Below are 16,778 nucleotides of genomic sequence, written 5' to 3' on the forward strand. Positions count from 1 at the left end.
CAGGGGAAAGACGCCGCATGCATACACTCATGACCGCCGCGCTCAGTTTTCCGGAGATGAGTCCGGCCCTGTTCGAGCTGGATCTCGGCTTTCTAGGTCTCGGCAGTTTCCCGATCCGCTGGTATGCGCTGGCCTATATTGGCGGGCTTGTGATTGGTTGGCGCTATGCGCTCGCCATGGTCCAACGTCCCGCCCTGTGGGGCGGCAAGAGCCCGGCCACACGCGATGATATCGACGACCTGCTTTTCTATGTCACCCTCGGCGTGATCCTGGGCGGACGGATCGGCTATATCCTGTTCTACCAGCTTCCGTTCCAGTTCGAGAGCGTCCAGCGCGACCCATGGGGCCTGTTGCGCATCTGGGAAGGCGGAATGTCGTTTCATGGCGGCTTGCTCGGGGTCGCCATCGCTATCCTGCTCGTCGCGAAAGCGCGCGGTATCAAGCTGATGCCAATTGCCGACATTGCAGGTGTCGTCACGCCGATCGGGCTGTTCCTCGGCCGCTGTGCGAACTTCATCAATGCCGAACTCTATGGCCGGCCGACCGATGCGCCTGTCGGCATGGTTTTCCCGCAGGGCAATGCTGGCGGTACCCCGCCTGCCTATGACTGGCAGGCGAATGAATGGGTCTATACCGGTGCGGAAGTCGCCCGCCATCCGAGCCAGCTCTACGAGGCCTTTCTTGAAGGTCTCCTGCCGGCCATCATCATTTCCGTTCTGGTCTGGCGGTTCGGCCTGCTCAAGCGCAAGGGCCTCGCGGCCGGAATGTTCCTCGTGCTCTACGGTATCGGACGGTCGATCTCCGAACAGTTCCGCGAGCCCGACCGGTTTACGTGGGGGGTCATGCCGGACTGGCTGACTATGGGGCAGCTCCTGTCGCTTCCCATGTGGCTGGGCGGGGCCTTCCTGATCTGGAACGCGCTGCGCAAACCGCCGGAGCAGGCATCGGTGTGAGCCTCAAGGACGACCTCAAAGCCCTCATCGAAGCGGGTGGGCCGCTGCCTGTCTCGGCTTACATGAATGCCTGCCTGCATGACCCGAAACACGGCTATTATGCCACCCGACCGGGTATCGGGCGGGACTTCATCACAGCGCCTGAGATCAGCCAGGTCTTCGGTGAACTTCTCGGACTGTGGGCCTTGCATGAATGGCAGGCCATGGGGGCGCCTGCGCCTTCACGTCTTGTGGAAATTGGCGGGGGACGCGGCGCCATGATGGCCGACATGCTGCGCGCTGTTGGGCGTGCACGCGGCGGCGAAGCGCTGAGCGTGGCGATGAGTGAGGCCAGCCCGGTACATGCCGAACAACAGAAGCAGGCCCTTTCAGCCTTCCATCCGGATTTTCTGGGGGCCTTCCAGAGCCTGGGTGATGCGCCGTTCATCCTGATCGCCAATGAATGGCTGGACTGCCTGCCAGCACGGCAGTTCCTGAAAGGACAAGCTGACTGGCACGAAAAGGTTGTCGGGCTTGATGAGGCCGGAGAACTGGCGTTCGGACTGGCAGCGGATAAAGCCAGTGATGCACCGTCCGGGGCAGGCGAGGAGGCAGCAGAGATCCAGCCGGCCCTGGAAACGCTTGTCGATGTCCTGAAAGATGCCTTCGAGGCGGTTCCGGGACGTGCGCTCTTTATCGACTATGGCCCGGTCAACCATGTGCCGGGCGACACGTTGCGTGCCTTCTACAAGGGCGAACAGGTCGATCCGCTGGCCATGCCGGGCGTGAGCGACCTGACCGTGGATGTCGATTTCGGACGGCTGGCCCGGTTGGCCGGAAAGGCGGGGCTTGGCGTGGCTGGCCCTGTTGAGCAGGGGGCTTTTCTGATGTCGCTTGGGGCAGAGGCGCGCATGCAGGCGCTCATCAAGGCCAATCCGGACCGGGCAGAGGCCATCCATGATGGTGTGCGCCGGCTTGTCGATCCGGCAGAAATGGGAAGGCGCTTCAAGGTGATCTGCCTAAGCGCGCCGGGCCTGCCTGCGCCTGCCGGCTTCTAACTCGGCAGTCTGAGCCTGACCCGCAAGCCACCAAGCGGGCTGTCTTCCAGCCTGATGTCGCCGCCATGCTGGCGCGCGGTATCCCTTGCCACAGAGAGGCCGAGCCCGGTGCCGGGCACATTCTGGTTGCGCGCGGCATCAAGGCGGTGGAAGGGCCGGAAGGCTTCTTCGCGGCGGGCTTCGGGGATGCCCGGCCCGTCATCATCGACGACCAGTTCCGCCATGTGCGGCCCGTCAATGACTTCCGCTTCCACCTTCGTGCCATAGCCGAGCGCATTGGAGAGGATATTGGACACCGCCCGGCGTATAAGGCCGCGACGGGCAATGATGGAGACAGGATCAGTCCGGCGCAGCGTGACATCTCCTTCAAGCTCGCTGGCAATTTCGTTGACCAGCGTGTCGAAGCGGAAGGCTGCAGGCTGCTCGCCCTCCTTGCCGCTTGCAAAGGCGAGGTACTCTTCCAGCATTGCCGACATCTCTTTCAGGTCTGCCCGTGCAGCGCGGATTTCGTCTGTCTCTTCCATCATGGCAAGCTGTAGCTTGAGCCGTGTCAGTGGCGTACGCAGGTCATGGCTGATGCCTGCGAGCATTGTGGTGCGCTCCTCGGCAAAGGTCGTCAGGCGTGTGCGCATCTCCATCACGGCGCGGGCAGCATCGCGTATCTCGGTTGCCCCGGACGGGCGATAGTTCGGCAGGTCCCGCCCGCGTCCATAGGCCTTGGCCGCCTCTGTCAGCTTCAGCATGGAGCGGACCTGGTTGCGCAGGAAGCCAAGCGCCAGCGCGATGAGAATGCCGGTCGCGCCAATCACCCAGACGATAAAAATGTGGCCCGTGGTCGAGAAGGTCCGGTCCCGTTCGGCCATGAAACGCAGGATGTCGTCGCCATCCTGGACCTGTATCTCGACGGTTTCTCCATAGCCTGAGAGGTCGAACCAGAAAGGCTGGTCGAGCGCGACATCAAGTTCCCGTGTGAGAATTTCGTCCAGGGCCGTGAAAAAGAGCTGTTTCTGCTCTGTTGGCAGTGTCGCCTCCTCGATCACGGTCACATCCAGCGACATTGCTTCGCTGGCTTCCCGGCTGAGGGCGGTAAACTCGCCCGGATATTGCTGGCGGAGGCTGACCATGAACTCGATTTCGCTGGCCATGGTCTGGCTGAGCTTGCGCGAGGTGTGGCGCCAGTGGCTGTCATAGAAAATATAGGTCACTGCCGAGAGCAGCAGGATAACCGGCAGGACGACCATCAGCACCGAGCGCGGATAAAGGCCCCGGGGCGTGATGTCTCTCAGGCGGAGGGGGAAACGTTTCGGCATGACAGGTCAGTCCGGCATCAGCTTGTAGCCGACGCCGCGCACCGTCTGGATGTGAAGCGGCATCTTCGGGTCCGGCTCGATCTTGCGGCGCAGGCGCGTCACCTGCACATCGATTGAGCGCTCTGTCGCGCCGGAGGATTGCGCGGCGAGTTCCTCGCGGCTGACGGCCTCCCCGGCCCGTGCGGCCAGCATGGCCAGCAATTGCAGTTCCGCCTCGGTCAGCTTGATCCGCTGGTCGCCTTCGGTCAGTTCGCGGCGGCGGGAATTGAACACCATGCCGGACATCTCGATCTCGTCGGGAATGGGCTCGACATGCGTGCGCCGCAAAATGGCGCTGATGCGCAGGGCCAGTTCCTCCGGCTCGAACGGCTTGGGCAGGTAGTCGTCGGCCCCGGCTTTCAGCCCCTCGATCCTGTCAGCGGTTTCGCCCCGCGCCGTAAGCAGGAGGACAGGAGTTTTCACCCCGCCATCGCGAATGGACTCAAGCAGTTCCAGACCGGACTCGCCCGGCATCATGATGTCGAATATGCCGAGATCGAAATCGAACGTGGCAAGCAGTTTACGCGCATTGGCAGGACCCGTAGCGACGGTGACGCGATAGCCCTGCCTGTCGAGATACTGTTTCAGAAGCGTGCGGATACGGTCATCGTCATCGACAACCAGGATGTGTTGCGGTTCGCTCATCGTGTCAGTGCCTCGAGGACCGAGCGTGTCCCGGCGACAGCACTTGCCCCGGCTTCACGATACGCCTCACGCAAACCGGCGCGCAGATCGGAAATCACGGGTGTGAGCAGTTCTTCGCCTTCATCCGACAGCGAGAGCCGCCGCCGGCGGGCGTCACGTCCGCCGGGCTGCTTGTTGATGAGGTGCAGTTTGTCGAGCTCGCCAAGCAGGCGTGCCAGCGTTGGCGTGGTTGCGCCCGTCAGGTCCCGCAATTCGCTTACGGTCAGCCCTGGCTGGAAGCGGATCGTGATCATCAGGCGGAGGCTTGGCATGTTGAGACCGGTCCTGTCCTGGTTGCGGCGAAGCGCCGCTGAAACTGCCCGTTCACTCGCCAGTAAAAGCGCAATACCATTGTCCAGCTCCTCCTCTCGAAGGAACAGTCGCGGGTCTACCCGCCCCGTTTCGCCCGGCTTCTGGTTGACTTCGGATGCCACAATCTGAGAATGGAGCGGTTTTCCGGCAGAAGTTCAAGCAAGGACATACAAAAATGACTTCCATCCCGTATCATGACCGCGACGGATACATCTGGATGGATGGGCATTTCGTCCCGTGGCGTGAGGCCAACATTCATGTCCTGACCCATGGGCTGCACTATGCCTCGTCCGTTTTCGAAGGCGAGCGTGCCTATAACGGCCATATTTTCGAATCACGCCGTCATTCAGAGCGCCTGCACAAGTCTGCCGAAATTCTCGATTTCAGCGTGCCGGGTACGGTCGACCAGCTTGAGGAGGCAAAGGCCGAAGCGCTTGCCAAGTCCGGCCTCGAGAACGCTTACATACGTGCCTTTGCCTGGCGTGGCAGCGAGATGATGGGTGTTTCGGCACAGGAGAACCGGATTCATCTGGCGATCGCGGTCTGGCACTGGGGTGACTATTTCAAGGACAAGATGAAGGGGATCGCGCTGACCCACTCAAAGTGGCGCCGGCCTGATCCGATGACAGCCCCCTGTGATGCGAAAGCGGCTGGTCTCTACATGATCTGCACGCTCTCGAAGCACGCGGCCGAGCGTGAGGGCTATGCCGACGCGCTGATGCTCGACTGGCGCGGCCATGTTGCTGAAGCGACAGGCGCGAACATCTTCTTCCTGCAGGATGGTGCCCTGCATACACCGACGCCGGACTGTTTCCTGAACGGCATCACACGTCAGACGGCCATCAAGCTCGCCAAGGCACGCGGCATCGAAATCATCGAGCGCACGATCATGCCGGAAGAGCTGCCGAATTTCTCGGAATGCTTCATCACGGGCACTGCTGCTGAGCTGACCCCGGTCCGTTCTATCGGGGACGTGACCTATACGCCGGGAGAAGTGACCGAGGCACTGGTGACGGATTACTCCGATCTTGTGAATGGCAAGATCAAGATGCCGGCCTAAGCGGTGTTCGGCACGGCCCGGCCTTCGGATAAGACCGGTTCTGTGTTATAAGGCGTGCATATCCAGAGAGGTGTGTCATCGCTTTGAAGGGAAAGAAATCCAGAAGCCAGAAGGCTTTGAAGCGGCTGAGAACGCTTCGCTCAATCTATGAGCAGCCTCAGTCCCTGCGCAAAAAGTTCGGCCTGAAACGCCGCAAGCTCAGTAGTAGCCAGAAGCTGATGTGGTTGCTGTCTTCGAGATAGGCTAGAAGGACCTGCAATAAAAAAAACCGCGCCGGGTTTCGGCGCGGTTTTCATTTTTCTGGCTGGGCTGTCTTTACTTATCCGGCTGCGGCGTCGTGCGCAGATAGGGTTTCAGCGTCTTGTAACCTTTGGGGAACAACTTGTCGGCATCTTCATCCGAGACGCTCGGCACAATGATCACATCTTCACCCTGTTCCCAGTTCACCGGGGTTGCCACCTTGTAGCCATCGGTCAGCTGAAGCGAGTCGATGAGGCGCAGGATCTCATTGAAGTTACGCCCGGCACTCGGCGGATAGACGATCGAGGCGCGAATCTTCTTGTTCGGGTCGATCACATAGACGGCACGCACAGTCACTTTCGCATCCGCATTGGGATGGATCATGTTGTAGAGCGTCGCAATCTTCTTGTCCGGGTCCGCGATCATCGGGAAATTGACGGCACAGCCCTGGGTCTCTTCAATATCACCGACCCACTTATTATGATCTTCGAGGCTGTCGGCGGAAATGACGATGGCTTTCGCGTTGCGCTTGGCCAGCTCATCCTTCAGCTTTGCCGTATACCCGAGTTCTGTGGTGCAGACCGGTGTGAAATCTGCCGGGTGTGAGAAGAACACCGCCCAGTCGTCACCGATCCAGTCGTGGAAATTGATCTTGCCCTGGGTTGTTTCCGCTTCAAAATCAGGGGCAGTATCGCCTAGCAGAAGGCTCATGGAAGTCTCCAGTCATTGCTTTGTCTGGGATGGAAGATGGTCTGGCTGGTGCAAGCCAACAAGCTTTACGGACTTACTCCGTTGTTTAATTTTACTAAGCGTCAAAAGGCACTCTCATACGCATGAAACGACTTATCCTGATGCGCCACGCCAAGACGGAGCCCTGGAATGAAGGGCTAACCGACCGCGACCGCAAGCTGACCCCGCGTGGACATGGCGACGCTGAAGCCATGGCCGTGGCCCTGCAACAGCAGGACTGGGTGCCGGATGTGGCGCTCGTTTCCAGTGCCCGGCGCACGCGTGAGACCTGGCAGCACCTGACGCTGGCTTTCCCGGACTGCAAGCGCATCGTGACCGATGACCTGTATCTCGCCAGCATTACCGGCATTGAAGATCTGATAGCCGAACATGCCAGTGATGCCCGCACCCTCATGATCATCGGGCACAATCCTGGGCTGCACGAACTTTCCGGAACCATACTGCGGCAGGCGGGAACGGAAAATCACAGTGCAGCCATGCGCCTGGCAGCGAAGATGCCAACCTGTGCCGCTGCGCTGTTCGAGCGTGAAGACGAAGGCGATTATGTTCCCGTGCTCTTCAAGCTGATCGATTTTCTCAAGCCAAAAAATCTCGTCTGACATGAATAACCGCCCTGCCGGGCGGGGCAGGGCGGTTGGTCAGGGCTGACCGGGCAGGCGCATCATTTGCCCTGTCGCCCCGGTTCCGGCTAGTGGCGCACGGAGCGCCGGTTGTGCCTGCGGCGGCGCTGGACCAGAAGGCTCGGTTTCCACGCGAGCGTGTCGTTACTCTCCGGTGTGCCAGCCATCATTGGAGAGGCCGATGGGCCTTCGTTGCAGGCGAGCGTAAAGGCGTGAAAGCCATTCTCGGAAGCTGTTGAGCTCTGGGAGGTGAGCAGTGTCATTATTGTTTCTCCTTCGTTGCAAGTTTCCGGTCTTGATGCCGGTCTGTTTCAGTCTGTCGGCGCCTCGGTATCTGCGGCGTCGATGAATATGATATAGATCAAGTATTATCGAAAATCAATAATGAATTTTTGAAAAACAACAAATCTGATGTAAATCAAAGTGCTTTCTATATTGTTTTTCGATATTTCCTAGCCTCCGGCTAGTCGGGAAACCTGCGCCGGCACCGTTCGGAGCAGAATCGCACCTCGTCCCAGACCGCCTTCCATTTCTTGCGCCATGCAAACGGGCGCCCGCACTGCGCGCAGGTTTTCACGGGTAGATGTCCTTTTCCGCGCTTTCCCGCACTCTTGGCGGTATGTCCCGAACCTCTGCGTGCCATATGCGTCTCCACGTTTGTCTGGGTGAGCTAGCGTGACAGTAGATCCTGGCCAGATGCGCTCTTGTCATTCCCTGGGCCGGGCTAGTTTCTTCGTTCATGAGAGATCGAGGCGGGTATAAAACATGACCACGGCAATCATTGGCGCTGGTATCGCGGGGCTCAGTACTGCGGCGGAGATGAAAAGCGCCGGGCGAAAGATTAGAGTGTTCGATAAGGGCCGTGGCCCTGGCGGCCGATTGTCCACGCGCCGGGCTCAGACGCCGCTTGGCGAAATCCGGTGGGACCATGGCGCGCAGTATTTTACTGCACACTCGGATGCTTTTCAGGATGAAATTGCGCGCCTGCGGGCAGCTGGCGCCGTCACGCGCTGGCGGCCAAGACTGGCCGATATACGCCGGGGGCGGGACGGCTGGACCCTCGGCGTGCAGCCATCAAATCCTGAGGAAAAGGCCCTTTTTGTCGGAACACCCGCCATGAACAGCGTGATCAAGGCGTTGGCCGGCAGCCTCGATGTCGAATGGGGCCGGCGGGTCTCGGAGATTAAATGCGGAGCAGAGGGGAAGTTCCTGATATTTGAAGATGGTTCAGAAGAAGGTCCATTCGAGCATGTGATCAGTGCTGTACCTGCTGAGCAGGCTGCTGAGCTGCTTATCGGGACAAGCGACCGGCTGGCCGGAGAAGCAGCTGCGGCACATTCGGCACCATGCTGGGCGGTGATGCTGGCATTCGGGGCTGCCGTTCCCGTCAACTGGGATGCGGCAAGAGTATCCGGTAACGCGATAAGCTGGGCTGCGCGGAATCAGTCAAAGCCGGATCGTGGTAGTCACGAAAGCTGGGTCTTACATGCCAGCACTGACTGGAGCCGGGCCCATACCGGTATGAGCAGGGAGGATGTTGCCGACAGGTTGAGCCATGAATTCCTTGATATGTCCGGCATGCGGGCAGGCCCTGTGCATGTGAGCGCACACCGCTGGCTTTACGCTAAGGTCGAACAGGCGGCTGAGACCCTATATGGCTGGGATCCGCAGACGGGAATTGCTGCGGTTGGAGACTGGCGTTCCGGCCCCCGTGTGGAGGCTGCCTGGTTGAGCGGGCGCGCCTGCGGAAAATTTCTAGTCAGGATTGTATAAGTAACTTGAAATTAAGTCCGAATTACAATTTCTTCCCGGCATGGGTGATGGGGCGCACGCAGGCTTAACGGTCATTCCGTTTGCCAGAGAGGGAACCGGGCCGACCGGCAAGAGCGGGGCAGGCGGTACGCTTGGGGAAGCGATCGCCCGTTCTGAAGCCCTGCCGCCTGAGCTGAGTGCGCGGAAGGTTCTTTCTGCTGCGCAAAAGACCACGGCCTTGCTTATCCTGTCGGGTGGGCTGGCCGCTTTTGTCTTGCAACCATACTTTACCTCGCTCGCCCTGCGTTTTCTCTTCTGGTCTGTGTTCTTCCTCATCGTGAGCTGGCGTTTCGGTCTGGCTGTCGCCGCCCTCAGCCAGCGCCTGGTCCGGGAGGCGCCCGCAAGGCATGCAGCGGACGAAGAGGAAACGGAGCTGCCCGTCTATTCGGTGCTGATTGCCCTGCGCGACGAAGCGGGGATGATGCGCCAGCTGGCTGAAAGCCTTTCCAGGCTGGACTGGCCGGCAGACAGGCTCGAAATCTTTCTCCTGGTCGAGGAGGATGATCCTGAAACACGTGAAGCTGCCGAAACTGCAATGTTTCCGGCCGGTACGCATATTCTAACCGTCCCGGCGGGTGTTCCCCTCACAAAGCCACGCGCGCTGAATTATGGCCTGGCGCGAGCCCGCGGCAGATATGTCACGATTTATGATGCGGAAGACCGGCCGGGTCCTCAACAATTGAAGCAGGCGCATGAGGGTTTCAGGCGTTTTGCCCCGGATGTGGTCTGCCTGCAGGCTCCTCTTGTTGCCACAAATGGGGCATCGAGCTGGATCGCCTCGCAATGGGCGCTTGAGTATGCGGTGCAGTTCGGCCTCTACGTGCCGGCACTTTCAGCGCTAGAGCACCCTGTGATGCTGGGAGGGACCAGCAACCACTTCCTGCGCGAGGATCTTGTCTCGATGGGCGGCTGGGATGCCTGGAACGTGACCGAGGATGCAGATCTCGGCATCCGTGCTGCCCGGCTTGGCGCGCGCACGCGAACCATTACGAGCCCGACCCTGGAATCGGCACCCGAGAGTTTCTCCATATGGCTCAAGCAGCGTGGGCGCTGGATAAAGGGATACATGCAGACATGGCTGGTCTGTATGCGCAAGCCGGTGAGCCTTGTGCGGGAGCTCGGCCTGATGCGCTCGATCAGCCTTCAGCTGACGCTTGGTGGAAGCATTCTGAACGCCTTTCTCTATGGCCCGATGACGATCTATGTCGTTGCCGGGCTTGTTTTCCCGGATGTGCGTCTGGATACGATCAGTTTCGCGCTTTTCAGCTTTGGCTGGTTTGCCAGCACGCTCTGTGACTTCGCCGCGCCGGGCCGCTGGTCTTTCACGCGTGTGCTTGCGGCCCTGACGCGCCCCCTCTACTGGCCCTTGCAGACGCTGGCTGCGGTAAATGCCGTTTACGGGCTTGCAGTCAAACCCTTCTTCTGGGCAAAGACCCCGCACCGTCCTGAAGAAGAGGCCGAGCAGAGAGCATGGCAGGCTGGATCATCACAATTACCGTCATAGTCATTGGCGTGGCCGGTATCGTCATGGCAAATTTCAGGATGGGCAAGATACGCAAGGATGGCCGTCCCAATCAGGTGCCGTGGGGCATGGTCATGGTTTTCTGTGTGCTGGCCATCTTCATGGCCGTGGTCCACGGGATAAACCTTGCAGGCTTCGAGACCGGCCCGGAGCATAGCCTGCTCGGGCGTTTCGGCAGATAATCCGAGACCCTGTTGCGTGTGGCGCCTGATTGAAGGACAAAGCCCGCGAGCAGGGAGTAATGACATGCGGATAATCCTCAGCGCACTGGCGGTTCTGTTCAGCACACCGGCAGCACAGGCCGGCCCCATGCTGGCTGATTTCGAATATCCTTGGCCGGTAGAGCGCCACGCCCTTGTCAGTCAGGGACAGGCGCTTGAAATGGCCTATCTCGATATCAGGCCGGAAGCCGACAATGGCCGCACCGTTGTCCTGCTGCATGGCAAGAATTTCTGCGCCGCCATGTGGGAAAAGACCGCCCGTTTCCTTCTTGAGGCCGGATACCGCGTGATCGCGCCGGACCAGATCGGTTTTTGCAAGTCCTCAAAACCTCAAGGCTACCAGTATGGCCTGCACACACTGGCGGCGAACACGAATGGCCTTCTGAAGGAGCTTGGGGTCGAAAAGCCTGTCATCATGGGGCACAGCATGGGCGGCATGCTGGCGGCACGCTATGCGCTCCAGTATCCCGATGAAACCGGGGCGCTCGTCATGCTGAACCCGATCGGGCTGGAAGACTGGCGCGCCAAGGGTGTGCCGGAGATCACTGTCGATGAGCTTTATGAAAGCCAGCTCAAGACCACGCGTGAAGGCATCAAGGGCTATCAGCAATCGACCTATTATGTCGGCAACTGGCAGCCACGCTATGACCGCTGGGTGGATATGCTGTGGAGCATGTACCAGGGAGAAGGCGGCAACATCACCGCCTGGCATCAGGCCCTGACAGCCGACATGATCTTCAACCAGCCGGTCGTGCACGAATTTCCCGCCATCGCGGTGCCAACGCTCCTTCTGATCGGGGAGAAGGACAACACTGCCCTTGGCAAGGGCCGGGCGAGCGAAGCGGTGCGGGCGCAGCTTGGCAATTACACCGAACTGGCGCGTGCGACCGAGGCAGCTATTCCTGACGCGACACTGGTGACGTTTCCAGAGCTTGGCCACAGCCCGCATGTCGAGGCTCCCGAAAAGTTCCTGCCCGCTTTGAGAGATGGGCTGCGCGCTCTCCGCGCGACCGAGTAGAAAGTCTCCACTTGGCCGTATTCTGCTTGTGCTGTGCGGCGTTCTAGTATAGAACATAAAAAGAACAAAATGGGAGGTGGTGTCATGGACCGGAATGAACTTAAAGCCCTCGGCGAGCGTGTCGTCGCGGCCAACAATGATGGCAGCTACAAATCGTTGCTCGACAGTGTTTATGCCTCCGGTTGTGTCTCCGTGGAATCGGCGCCGATGCCGGATGGCAGCGCGGAAACAGCCGGCCTGGAAGGCATTGCCGGGAAATGGGCCTGGTGGGAGGACAATCACACGGTTCACGACACGAAGGCGACCGGGCCGTTCCTGCATGGCGATGACCGCTTCGGCGTGATCTTCGAGATAGACGTGACCGTGAAAGAGTCCGGCGAACGCATGCAGATGCAGGAAGTCGCCGTCTACACGGCCCGCGATGGCCTGATCGTTCGGGAAGAATTCTTCAATTAGCCACAGTAGCGGGTAATTGGCTGCGTCAGATAGGCTCTGACGCAAAGGAAGGCTTGGACCTTGTCTTCAGCTCACGCTAGTGTGCTATCAGCAAGTATAGAGAGAGCCCGGAGGAAGCCAAACCCATGCCGTACGATACACCGTCTGACCTTGAAGCCTTCCGCACCGAAGTGCGCGAATGGCTTGATGAAAACTGCCCGGAATCCATGCGCACTCCCATGCCGGAAGACGAAGTTGTCTGGGGCGGGCGCCGCGAAAAGTTCAAGAACCCTGACTCGAAAATCTGGCTTGAGCGGATGGGCGAGAAGGGCTGGACGGCGCCGACCTGGCCAACCGAGTATGGCGGTGGCGGGCTCTCGCGCGAGCAGGCCAAGGTGCTGGATGAGGAGATGCGCCGCATCAATGCGCGCACGCCACTTTTCTCCTTCGGCCTCTGGATGTTCGGCCCGGCCCTGATCGAGTTCGGCAATGAAGAACAGAAGAAGCGTTTCCTGCCGGATATCGTGATGGGCAAGACGCGCTGGTGCCAGGGTTACTCCGAGCCAGGTGCAGGCTCTGACCTCGCCGGTCTTCAGACCAAGTGCGAGGACAAGGGCGATCATTACCTGATCAACGGTCAGAAGGTCTGGACGTCATATGCCGATCAGGCCGACTGGATTTTCTGCCTGGTGCGCACGGACAGCTCGGTGAAACATGAAGGTATCAGCTTCATCCTGTTCGACATGGAGAGTGAAGGCGTGGAAACCCGCCCGATCAAGCTCATTTCCGGTTCGTCGCCCTTCTGCGAAACCTTCTTCAACGATGTAAAGGTCCCGAAGGACCAGCTCGTCGGCGAGGTGAATGGCGGCTGGAAGATCGCCAAGCGCCTGCTGCAGCATGAGCGGTCCTCCATCTCGGCCAGCGGTTTTGGTTCGGCCCGTGGTTCCGGCATGCTCGGCCCGGAGGAATATGCCAAGATCCATGTCGGCACCGACAAGGACGGCAAGGTACTCGACGGGGACCTGCGCGGACGCATCGCCGATCACATGATGTACGCGAAAGCCTTCAATCTGACGGTCAGGCGCTCCGGCGAGCAGGCCAAGGCCGGCCAGGAAGTCGGCCACACCGCGTCCATCATCAAGTATGCCGCCGCCAAGATGAACCAGGACAAGTTCGAGCTGATGATCGAGGCGCTCGGCACGGAAGGGCTCGGCTGGGAAGGCGAGGGTTTCGACAAGGGCGCGAAGATGGCGACCCGTGGCTGGCTGCGCTCCAAGGGCAACTCGATCGAGGGCGGCACGAGCGAGGTCAACCTCAACGTCGTGGCCAAGCGCGTGCTCGGCCTGCGCGAGCACCAGTAGAGACTGGAAATGCCGACATGGGTGTACCTGCTTGTGATCATCGGCCTGCCTGTTCTGGCAGGCGTGATCAACGGGCTTATTCGGGAGCGGACCGGGCTGCGCAAGTTCGTCTGGATGGCAGCAGCCGCTCCCGTGGTGATCTATCTCGTGCTCGGCATGGCTGCCGGTCAGCGCATGCCGGTGGATGTCGTCCTGATTTTCGGGGCGATCGCCTTTTTCTGGCTCGCGCTTGGCTGGACCAGCAAGAAAATTACCAAGGAAGTTCGGGACGCAGTTCTCGATAATATGGGTTGAGGAACAAAAGATGACGTTTGTACTGACTGAAGACCAGGAGATGCTGCGCGATACCGCAGTGAATTTCACGCGAGATGAGCTGCCGGTAAAGCACCTGCGCACGCTCCGCGACAATGGCAAGAACGGGGTCGACGCTGAAGCCCGCCAGAAACTCGCGGAGCTCGGTTTCTTCGGCGTGCTGATACCGGAAGAATATGACGGGGTGGGCATGGGGCTCACTGCAATGGGGCAGGTCATGGAAGCGCAAGGCCGCACGCTCGCGTCCACGCCGCTGCTCCAGACGGCCTGTATCGGCGCGTCCGCCATCCTGCTTGGCGGCACTGAAGCCCAGAAGAAAGAATGGCTGCCAAACATCGCCTCCGGAGAAGTGACGACCGCACTCGCACTGGACGAGGGCAGTCACCACAATCCCACCGGCGTTGCCACTGAAGCCGAGAGCAATGGGCAGGGCTACACGCTGAACGGTGCGAAAAAGTATGTTCAGGATGGCCACCATGCCGATGTCTTCATCGTGGTTGGGCGCACATTTGGTGAAGCCGGCGACACCCACGGCCTGACGCTGTTCCTTGTCCCGCGGGATGCCAAGGGCGTGAGTGTCCAGACGCTGAACACGGTCGACAGTCACGGCGCAGCGCATCTCACACTGGAAGACGTGCAGGTTGATGAAGCCCATGTCCTCGGCGCGCCCGACAAGGGCCACGATATCCTTGAGCCCGTGCTCGATCGGGCCCGGATCGCGCTCGCAGCAGAAATGCTTGGCTCATCGCTTGCCGCTTTCGAGATGACGCTGGAATACCTCCAGACCCGCAAGCAGTTCGGCCAGCTGATCGGTTCATTCCAGGCGCTTCAGCACCGGGCCGCGCAGATGTTTACCGATATCGAGCTGACCAAGTCCTGCGTGGCTGCGGCGCTCTCGGCTGTCGACGAGCAGCGCAATGATATTGCCGAGCTGGCAAGCCTCGCCAAGGCGCGGGCAGGCGAGACGGTCCATCTCGTTTCGAATGATACGGTACAGCTGCATGGTGGTATCGGCATGACCGATGATCACGAGTCCGGTTTCTATATGAAGCGCGCGCGTGTGCAGGAAGCCCTGCTTGGCTCAGCGAGCTTTCATCGTGACCGCTATGCCCAGATGAACGGCTTCTAGGCCAGCAAAACAGACCCTGACCGCATAAAAACAGACCGGAGCTTCTTATCGAAGCCCCGGCCTGTCTGCCGTGCATAGTGAATGGTCCGGTTACGCATGCACGGCACCAGACGTATCTGGAACAAAGATAACACCAGAGCGGCAAACGCGGTTCCACGCGAACGGAAATTAGATAGCTGATCCTGTGGACAGATTTACGCAGGAAGCCCTGTTTGGCGGTACTTGCAGTGGTCTGAGGATGGTCTGACGACGGGCCAGAAAATGCTGCTGCAAGGTCCCGGCACTGCATGCCCTGTCACATCAGGCAACCATTGAAGCACAACGCGCGAGGGCTAAGGTAAGTCTCCTGAGACAAGGAGATTGCCACCCCTCATGCATCGTTTTCTGCCACTCGCCGCCGCGTTACTCCTGACTGCGTGTTTCGCCGTATTATTGACGTTCAGTGCCTGGTTCGCCGTCGGGCTCGTGATGTTCGCCGCGCTTTCCCTGCTCGGTATTTACGATGTCTTCCAGACCCATCATACGCTGTGGCGGAATTTTCCGATCCTGGCGCGCATCCGCTGGATCATGGAGGAGCTGAGGCCATTCTTCAGGGCCTACATGGTCGAGAGCGAGATGGAGGGCCGTCCTTTCAACCATGAGCAGCGCGCCATGGTTTATCGCCGGGCAAAGGATGTCACCAGCGTCGAACCTTTCGGTTCACAGCTGGAAATCGACAGGCCGCCTTATGAGTGGCTTTCACACTCGGTTGCTGCGCAGACCCCGGCGACGTCTGATCCGCGGGTCATTGTCGGGTCGGACTCCTGTGCGAAGCCTTATTCGGCGAGCGTGTACAACATTTCCGCAATGAGTTTCGGTGCCCTGAGCGCCAGGGCGATAGAGGCGCTCAACCGAGGTGCGGCGATGGGCGGGTTTTATCATGATACGGGTGAAGGCGGCGTCTCTGACTATCACCGCGCCGGCAATGGCGATCTCGTTTGGGAAATCGGCTCGGCCTATTTCGGCTGCCGCACAAAGGACGGCAGGTTCGATCCCGAGAAGTTTGCCGAAACAGCCCGGTCCGACCAGGTGAAGATGATCGAGATCAAGCTAAGCCAGGGCGCGAAGCCCGGGCATGGCGGTGTCCTGCCCGGCGCGAAAGTCACGGCGGAAATTGCGGCTGCGCGCGGAATCGAGATTGGCCAGACCTGTATTTCCCCACCAGCACATTCGGCCTTCTCGACGCCGCTTGAGATGATGGAATTCGTCGCCCGCCTGCGCGAGCTTTCAGGCGGCAAGCCGGTTGGTCTCAAATTCTGTGTCGGCAATCGCTGGGAAGTTCTCGCTATGTGCAAGGCGGCGCTCGAGACCGGCATTGCCCCGGACTTCATGGTCGTGGATGGCGCAGAAGGCGGCACAGGGGCCGCACCGGTCGAGTTCCTCGACCATGTCGGCTCTCCCCTGCGTCAGGGGCTCGTGCTGACGCGGAACGCGCTTGTCGGCACAGGCCTGAAGGGGCGTGTACGGCTGGCTGCCTCTGGCAAGCAGATATCGGCGTTCCAGATCGCGGCCTCCATGGCACTCGGCGCAGACTGGGTGAATTCAGCCCGCGGATTCATGTTCTCGCTGGGCTGCATCCAGGCCAAGCATTGCCATGACAATACCTGCCCGACCGGGATCACGACGACAAACAAGGGCCGCCAGCGCGGGCTTGTCATTCCCGACAAGGCAGAGCGTGTCTGCCAGTTCCAGAAGAATACGGTGCACGCGCTCATGGAAGTGGTAGGGGCCGCCGGATGCCAGCATCCATCGGAACTCACGCCGCGCCATATCATGCACCGGGTAACTGAAGACATCGCAGAGCCCGGCCACAGGGCTTACAAACTACTCGAAGATGACTGCCTCATTTCCGATCCATCAGGCACGCACCTGGCGCGGGAATGGTCGCTGGCCCAGTCACACAGTTTCGAGCCGGCGCGCTAGC

Annotated in this window: 19 protein-coding genes; 13 read left to right on the top strand and 6 right to left on the bottom strand. The window is 60.0% G+C overall.

Annotated features, from left to right (window positions below):
* The first annotated feature begins 17 nt into the window (after window positions 1–17).
* Both lgt and Q1K31_RS12590 read left to right on the top strand, forming a co-directional pair.
* Window positions 18–953: a prolipoprotein diacylglyceryl transferase gene (lgt, locus tag Q1K31_RS12585; RefSeq protein WP_300380067.1), complete on the top strand. Its 936-nt coding sequence runs from the start codon at window positions 18–20 to the stop codon at window positions 951–953.
* On the top strand, window positions 950–1,990 hold the full coding sequence (locus Q1K31_RS12590) for an SAM-dependent methyltransferase (RefSeq protein ID WP_300380070.1): 1,041 nt from the start codon (window positions 950–952) through the stop codon (window positions 1,988–1,990). Before lgt ends, Q1K31_RS12590 begins: the two co-directional genes overlap by 4 nt.
* On the opposite strand, the gene Q1K31_RS12595 is transcribed toward Q1K31_RS12590, so the two are convergent.
* From Q1K31_RS12595 to Q1K31_RS12605, 3 genes are read right to left on the bottom strand one after another with little or no spacing between them, the layout of a single operon-like run.
* Window positions 1,987–3,300: an ATP-binding protein gene (locus Q1K31_RS12595; protein WP_300380072.1), complete on the bottom strand. Its 1,314-nt coding sequence runs from the start codon at window positions 3,298–3,300 to the stop codon at window positions 1,987–1,989. The two genes, Q1K31_RS12590 and Q1K31_RS12595, sit on opposite strands and share 4 nt — an antisense overlap.
* A gap of 6 nt (window positions 3,301–3,306) precedes the next feature.
* Window positions 3,307–3,984, bottom strand: coding sequence for a response regulator transcription factor (locus Q1K31_RS12600; RefSeq protein ID WP_300380074.1), 678 nt, complete (start codon window positions 3,982–3,984; stop codon window positions 3,307–3,309).
* Window positions 3,981–4,457, bottom strand: a complete 477-nt coding sequence (locus Q1K31_RS12605; protein ID WP_300380077.1) for a hypothetical protein — start codon at window positions 4,455–4,457, stop codon at window positions 3,981–3,983. Before Q1K31_RS12605 ends, Q1K31_RS12600 begins: the two co-directional genes overlap by 4 nt.
* A gap of 53 nt (window positions 4,458–4,510) precedes the next feature.
* Between Q1K31_RS12605 and Q1K31_RS12610 the strand changes: the two genes are divergently transcribed.
* A complete protein-coding gene (locus Q1K31_RS12610) occupies window positions 4,511–5,395 on the top strand; it encodes a branched-chain amino acid aminotransferase (protein ID WP_300380079.1) in 885 nt (294 codons plus the stop codon).
* 315 nt (window positions 5,396–5,710) lie between these two features.
* On the opposite strand, the gene Q1K31_RS12615 is transcribed toward Q1K31_RS12610, so the two are convergent.
* Window positions 5,711–6,346, bottom strand: coding sequence for a peroxiredoxin (locus tag Q1K31_RS12615; protein WP_300380081.1), 636 nt, complete (start codon window positions 6,344–6,346; stop codon window positions 5,711–5,713).
* Window positions 6,347–6,468: 122 nt separating this feature from the next.
* On the opposite strand from Q1K31_RS12615, the gene Q1K31_RS12620 reads away from it, so the two are divergent.
* Window positions 6,469–6,984: a histidine phosphatase family protein gene (locus tag Q1K31_RS12620; RefSeq protein WP_300380084.1), complete on the top strand. Its 516-nt coding sequence runs from the start codon at window positions 6,469–6,471 to the stop codon at window positions 6,982–6,984.
* Between the two features lie 89 nt (window positions 6,985–7,073).
* Here the strand turns inward: Q1K31_RS12620 and Q1K31_RS12625 are convergent, their stop codons facing one another.
* Window positions 7,074–7,268 carry a hypothetical protein gene (locus Q1K31_RS12625; RefSeq protein ID WP_300380087.1) on the bottom strand — a complete coding sequence of 65 codons (195 nt, stop codon included), beginning with the start codon at window positions 7,266–7,268 and terminating at the stop codon, window positions 7,074–7,076.
* A 200-nt stretch (window positions 7,269–7,468) separates the two neighbouring features.
* Window positions 7,469–7,648: a DUF2256 domain-containing protein gene (locus tag Q1K31_RS12630; RefSeq protein WP_300380091.1), complete on the bottom strand. Its 180-nt coding sequence runs from the start codon at window positions 7,646–7,648 to the stop codon at window positions 7,469–7,471.
* A 122-nt stretch (window positions 7,649–7,770) separates the two neighbouring features.
* Here Q1K31_RS12630 and Q1K31_RS12635 point away from each other — a divergent pair, with 122 nt between their 5' ends.
* The 9 genes from Q1K31_RS12635 to Q1K31_RS12675 all read left to right on the top strand — a co-directional run bounded on the left by Q1K31_RS12635 (window position 7,771) and on the right by Q1K31_RS12675 (window position 16,777).
* Window positions 7,771–8,778: an FAD-dependent oxidoreductase gene (locus tag Q1K31_RS12635; RefSeq protein WP_300380094.1), complete on the top strand. Its 1,008-nt coding sequence runs from the start codon at window positions 7,771–7,773 to the stop codon at window positions 8,776–8,778.
* Between the two features lie 40 nt (window positions 8,779–8,818).
* The gene (locus Q1K31_RS12640; RefSeq protein ID WP_300380097.1) at window positions 8,819–10,321 is read left to right on the top strand and encodes a glycosyltransferase family 2 protein; all 1,503 of its coding nucleotides are present in this window, start codon (window positions 8,819–8,821) and stop codon (window positions 10,319–10,321) included.
* Window positions 10,288–10,521, top strand: coding sequence for a hypothetical protein (locus Q1K31_RS12645; protein WP_300380100.1), 234 nt, complete (start codon window positions 10,288–10,290; stop codon window positions 10,519–10,521). The genes Q1K31_RS12640 and Q1K31_RS12645 overlap by 34 nt, the downstream gene beginning before the upstream one ends.
* A gap of 64 nt (window positions 10,522–10,585) precedes the next feature.
* Window positions 10,586–11,578, top strand: a complete 993-nt coding sequence (locus tag Q1K31_RS12650) for an alpha/beta hydrolase (protein ID WP_300380104.1) — start codon at window positions 10,586–10,588, stop codon at window positions 11,576–11,578.
* A gap of 84 nt (window positions 11,579–11,662) precedes the next feature.
* Complete coding sequence (locus Q1K31_RS12655; protein ID WP_300380106.1) at window positions 11,663–12,034, top strand: SnoaL-like domain-containing protein; 372 nt, start codon at window positions 11,663–11,665, stop codon at window positions 12,032–12,034.
* Window positions 12,035–12,159: 125 nt separating this feature from the next.
* Window positions 12,160–13,374, top strand: coding sequence for an acyl-CoA dehydrogenase family protein (locus tag Q1K31_RS12660; protein WP_300380109.1), 1,215 nt, complete (start codon window positions 12,160–12,162; stop codon window positions 13,372–13,374).
* 9 nt (window positions 13,375–13,383) lie between these two features.
* Entirely contained in the window at window positions 13,384–13,668 is a 285-nt protein-coding gene (locus Q1K31_RS12665; RefSeq protein ID WP_300380112.1) for a hypothetical protein, read from the top strand.
* A gap of 10 nt (window positions 13,669–13,678) precedes the next feature.
* Complete coding sequence (locus Q1K31_RS12670; RefSeq protein ID WP_300380115.1) at window positions 13,679–14,815, top strand: acyl-CoA dehydrogenase family protein; 1,137 nt, start codon at window positions 13,679–13,681, stop codon at window positions 14,813–14,815.
* A 372-nt stretch (window positions 14,816–15,187) separates the two neighbouring features.
* Window positions 15,188–16,777 carry an FMN-binding glutamate synthase family protein gene (locus Q1K31_RS12675; RefSeq protein ID WP_300380118.1) on the top strand — a complete coding sequence of 530 codons (1,590 nt, stop codon included), beginning with the start codon at window positions 15,188–15,190 and terminating at the stop codon, window positions 16,775–16,777.
* The last annotated feature ends 1 nt before the right edge of the window (window position 16,778 follow it).

The organism is Henriciella sp. (assembly GCF_029936995.1).
GTDB lineage: Bacteria > Pseudomonadota > Alphaproteobacteria > Caulobacterales > Hyphomonadaceae > Henriciella.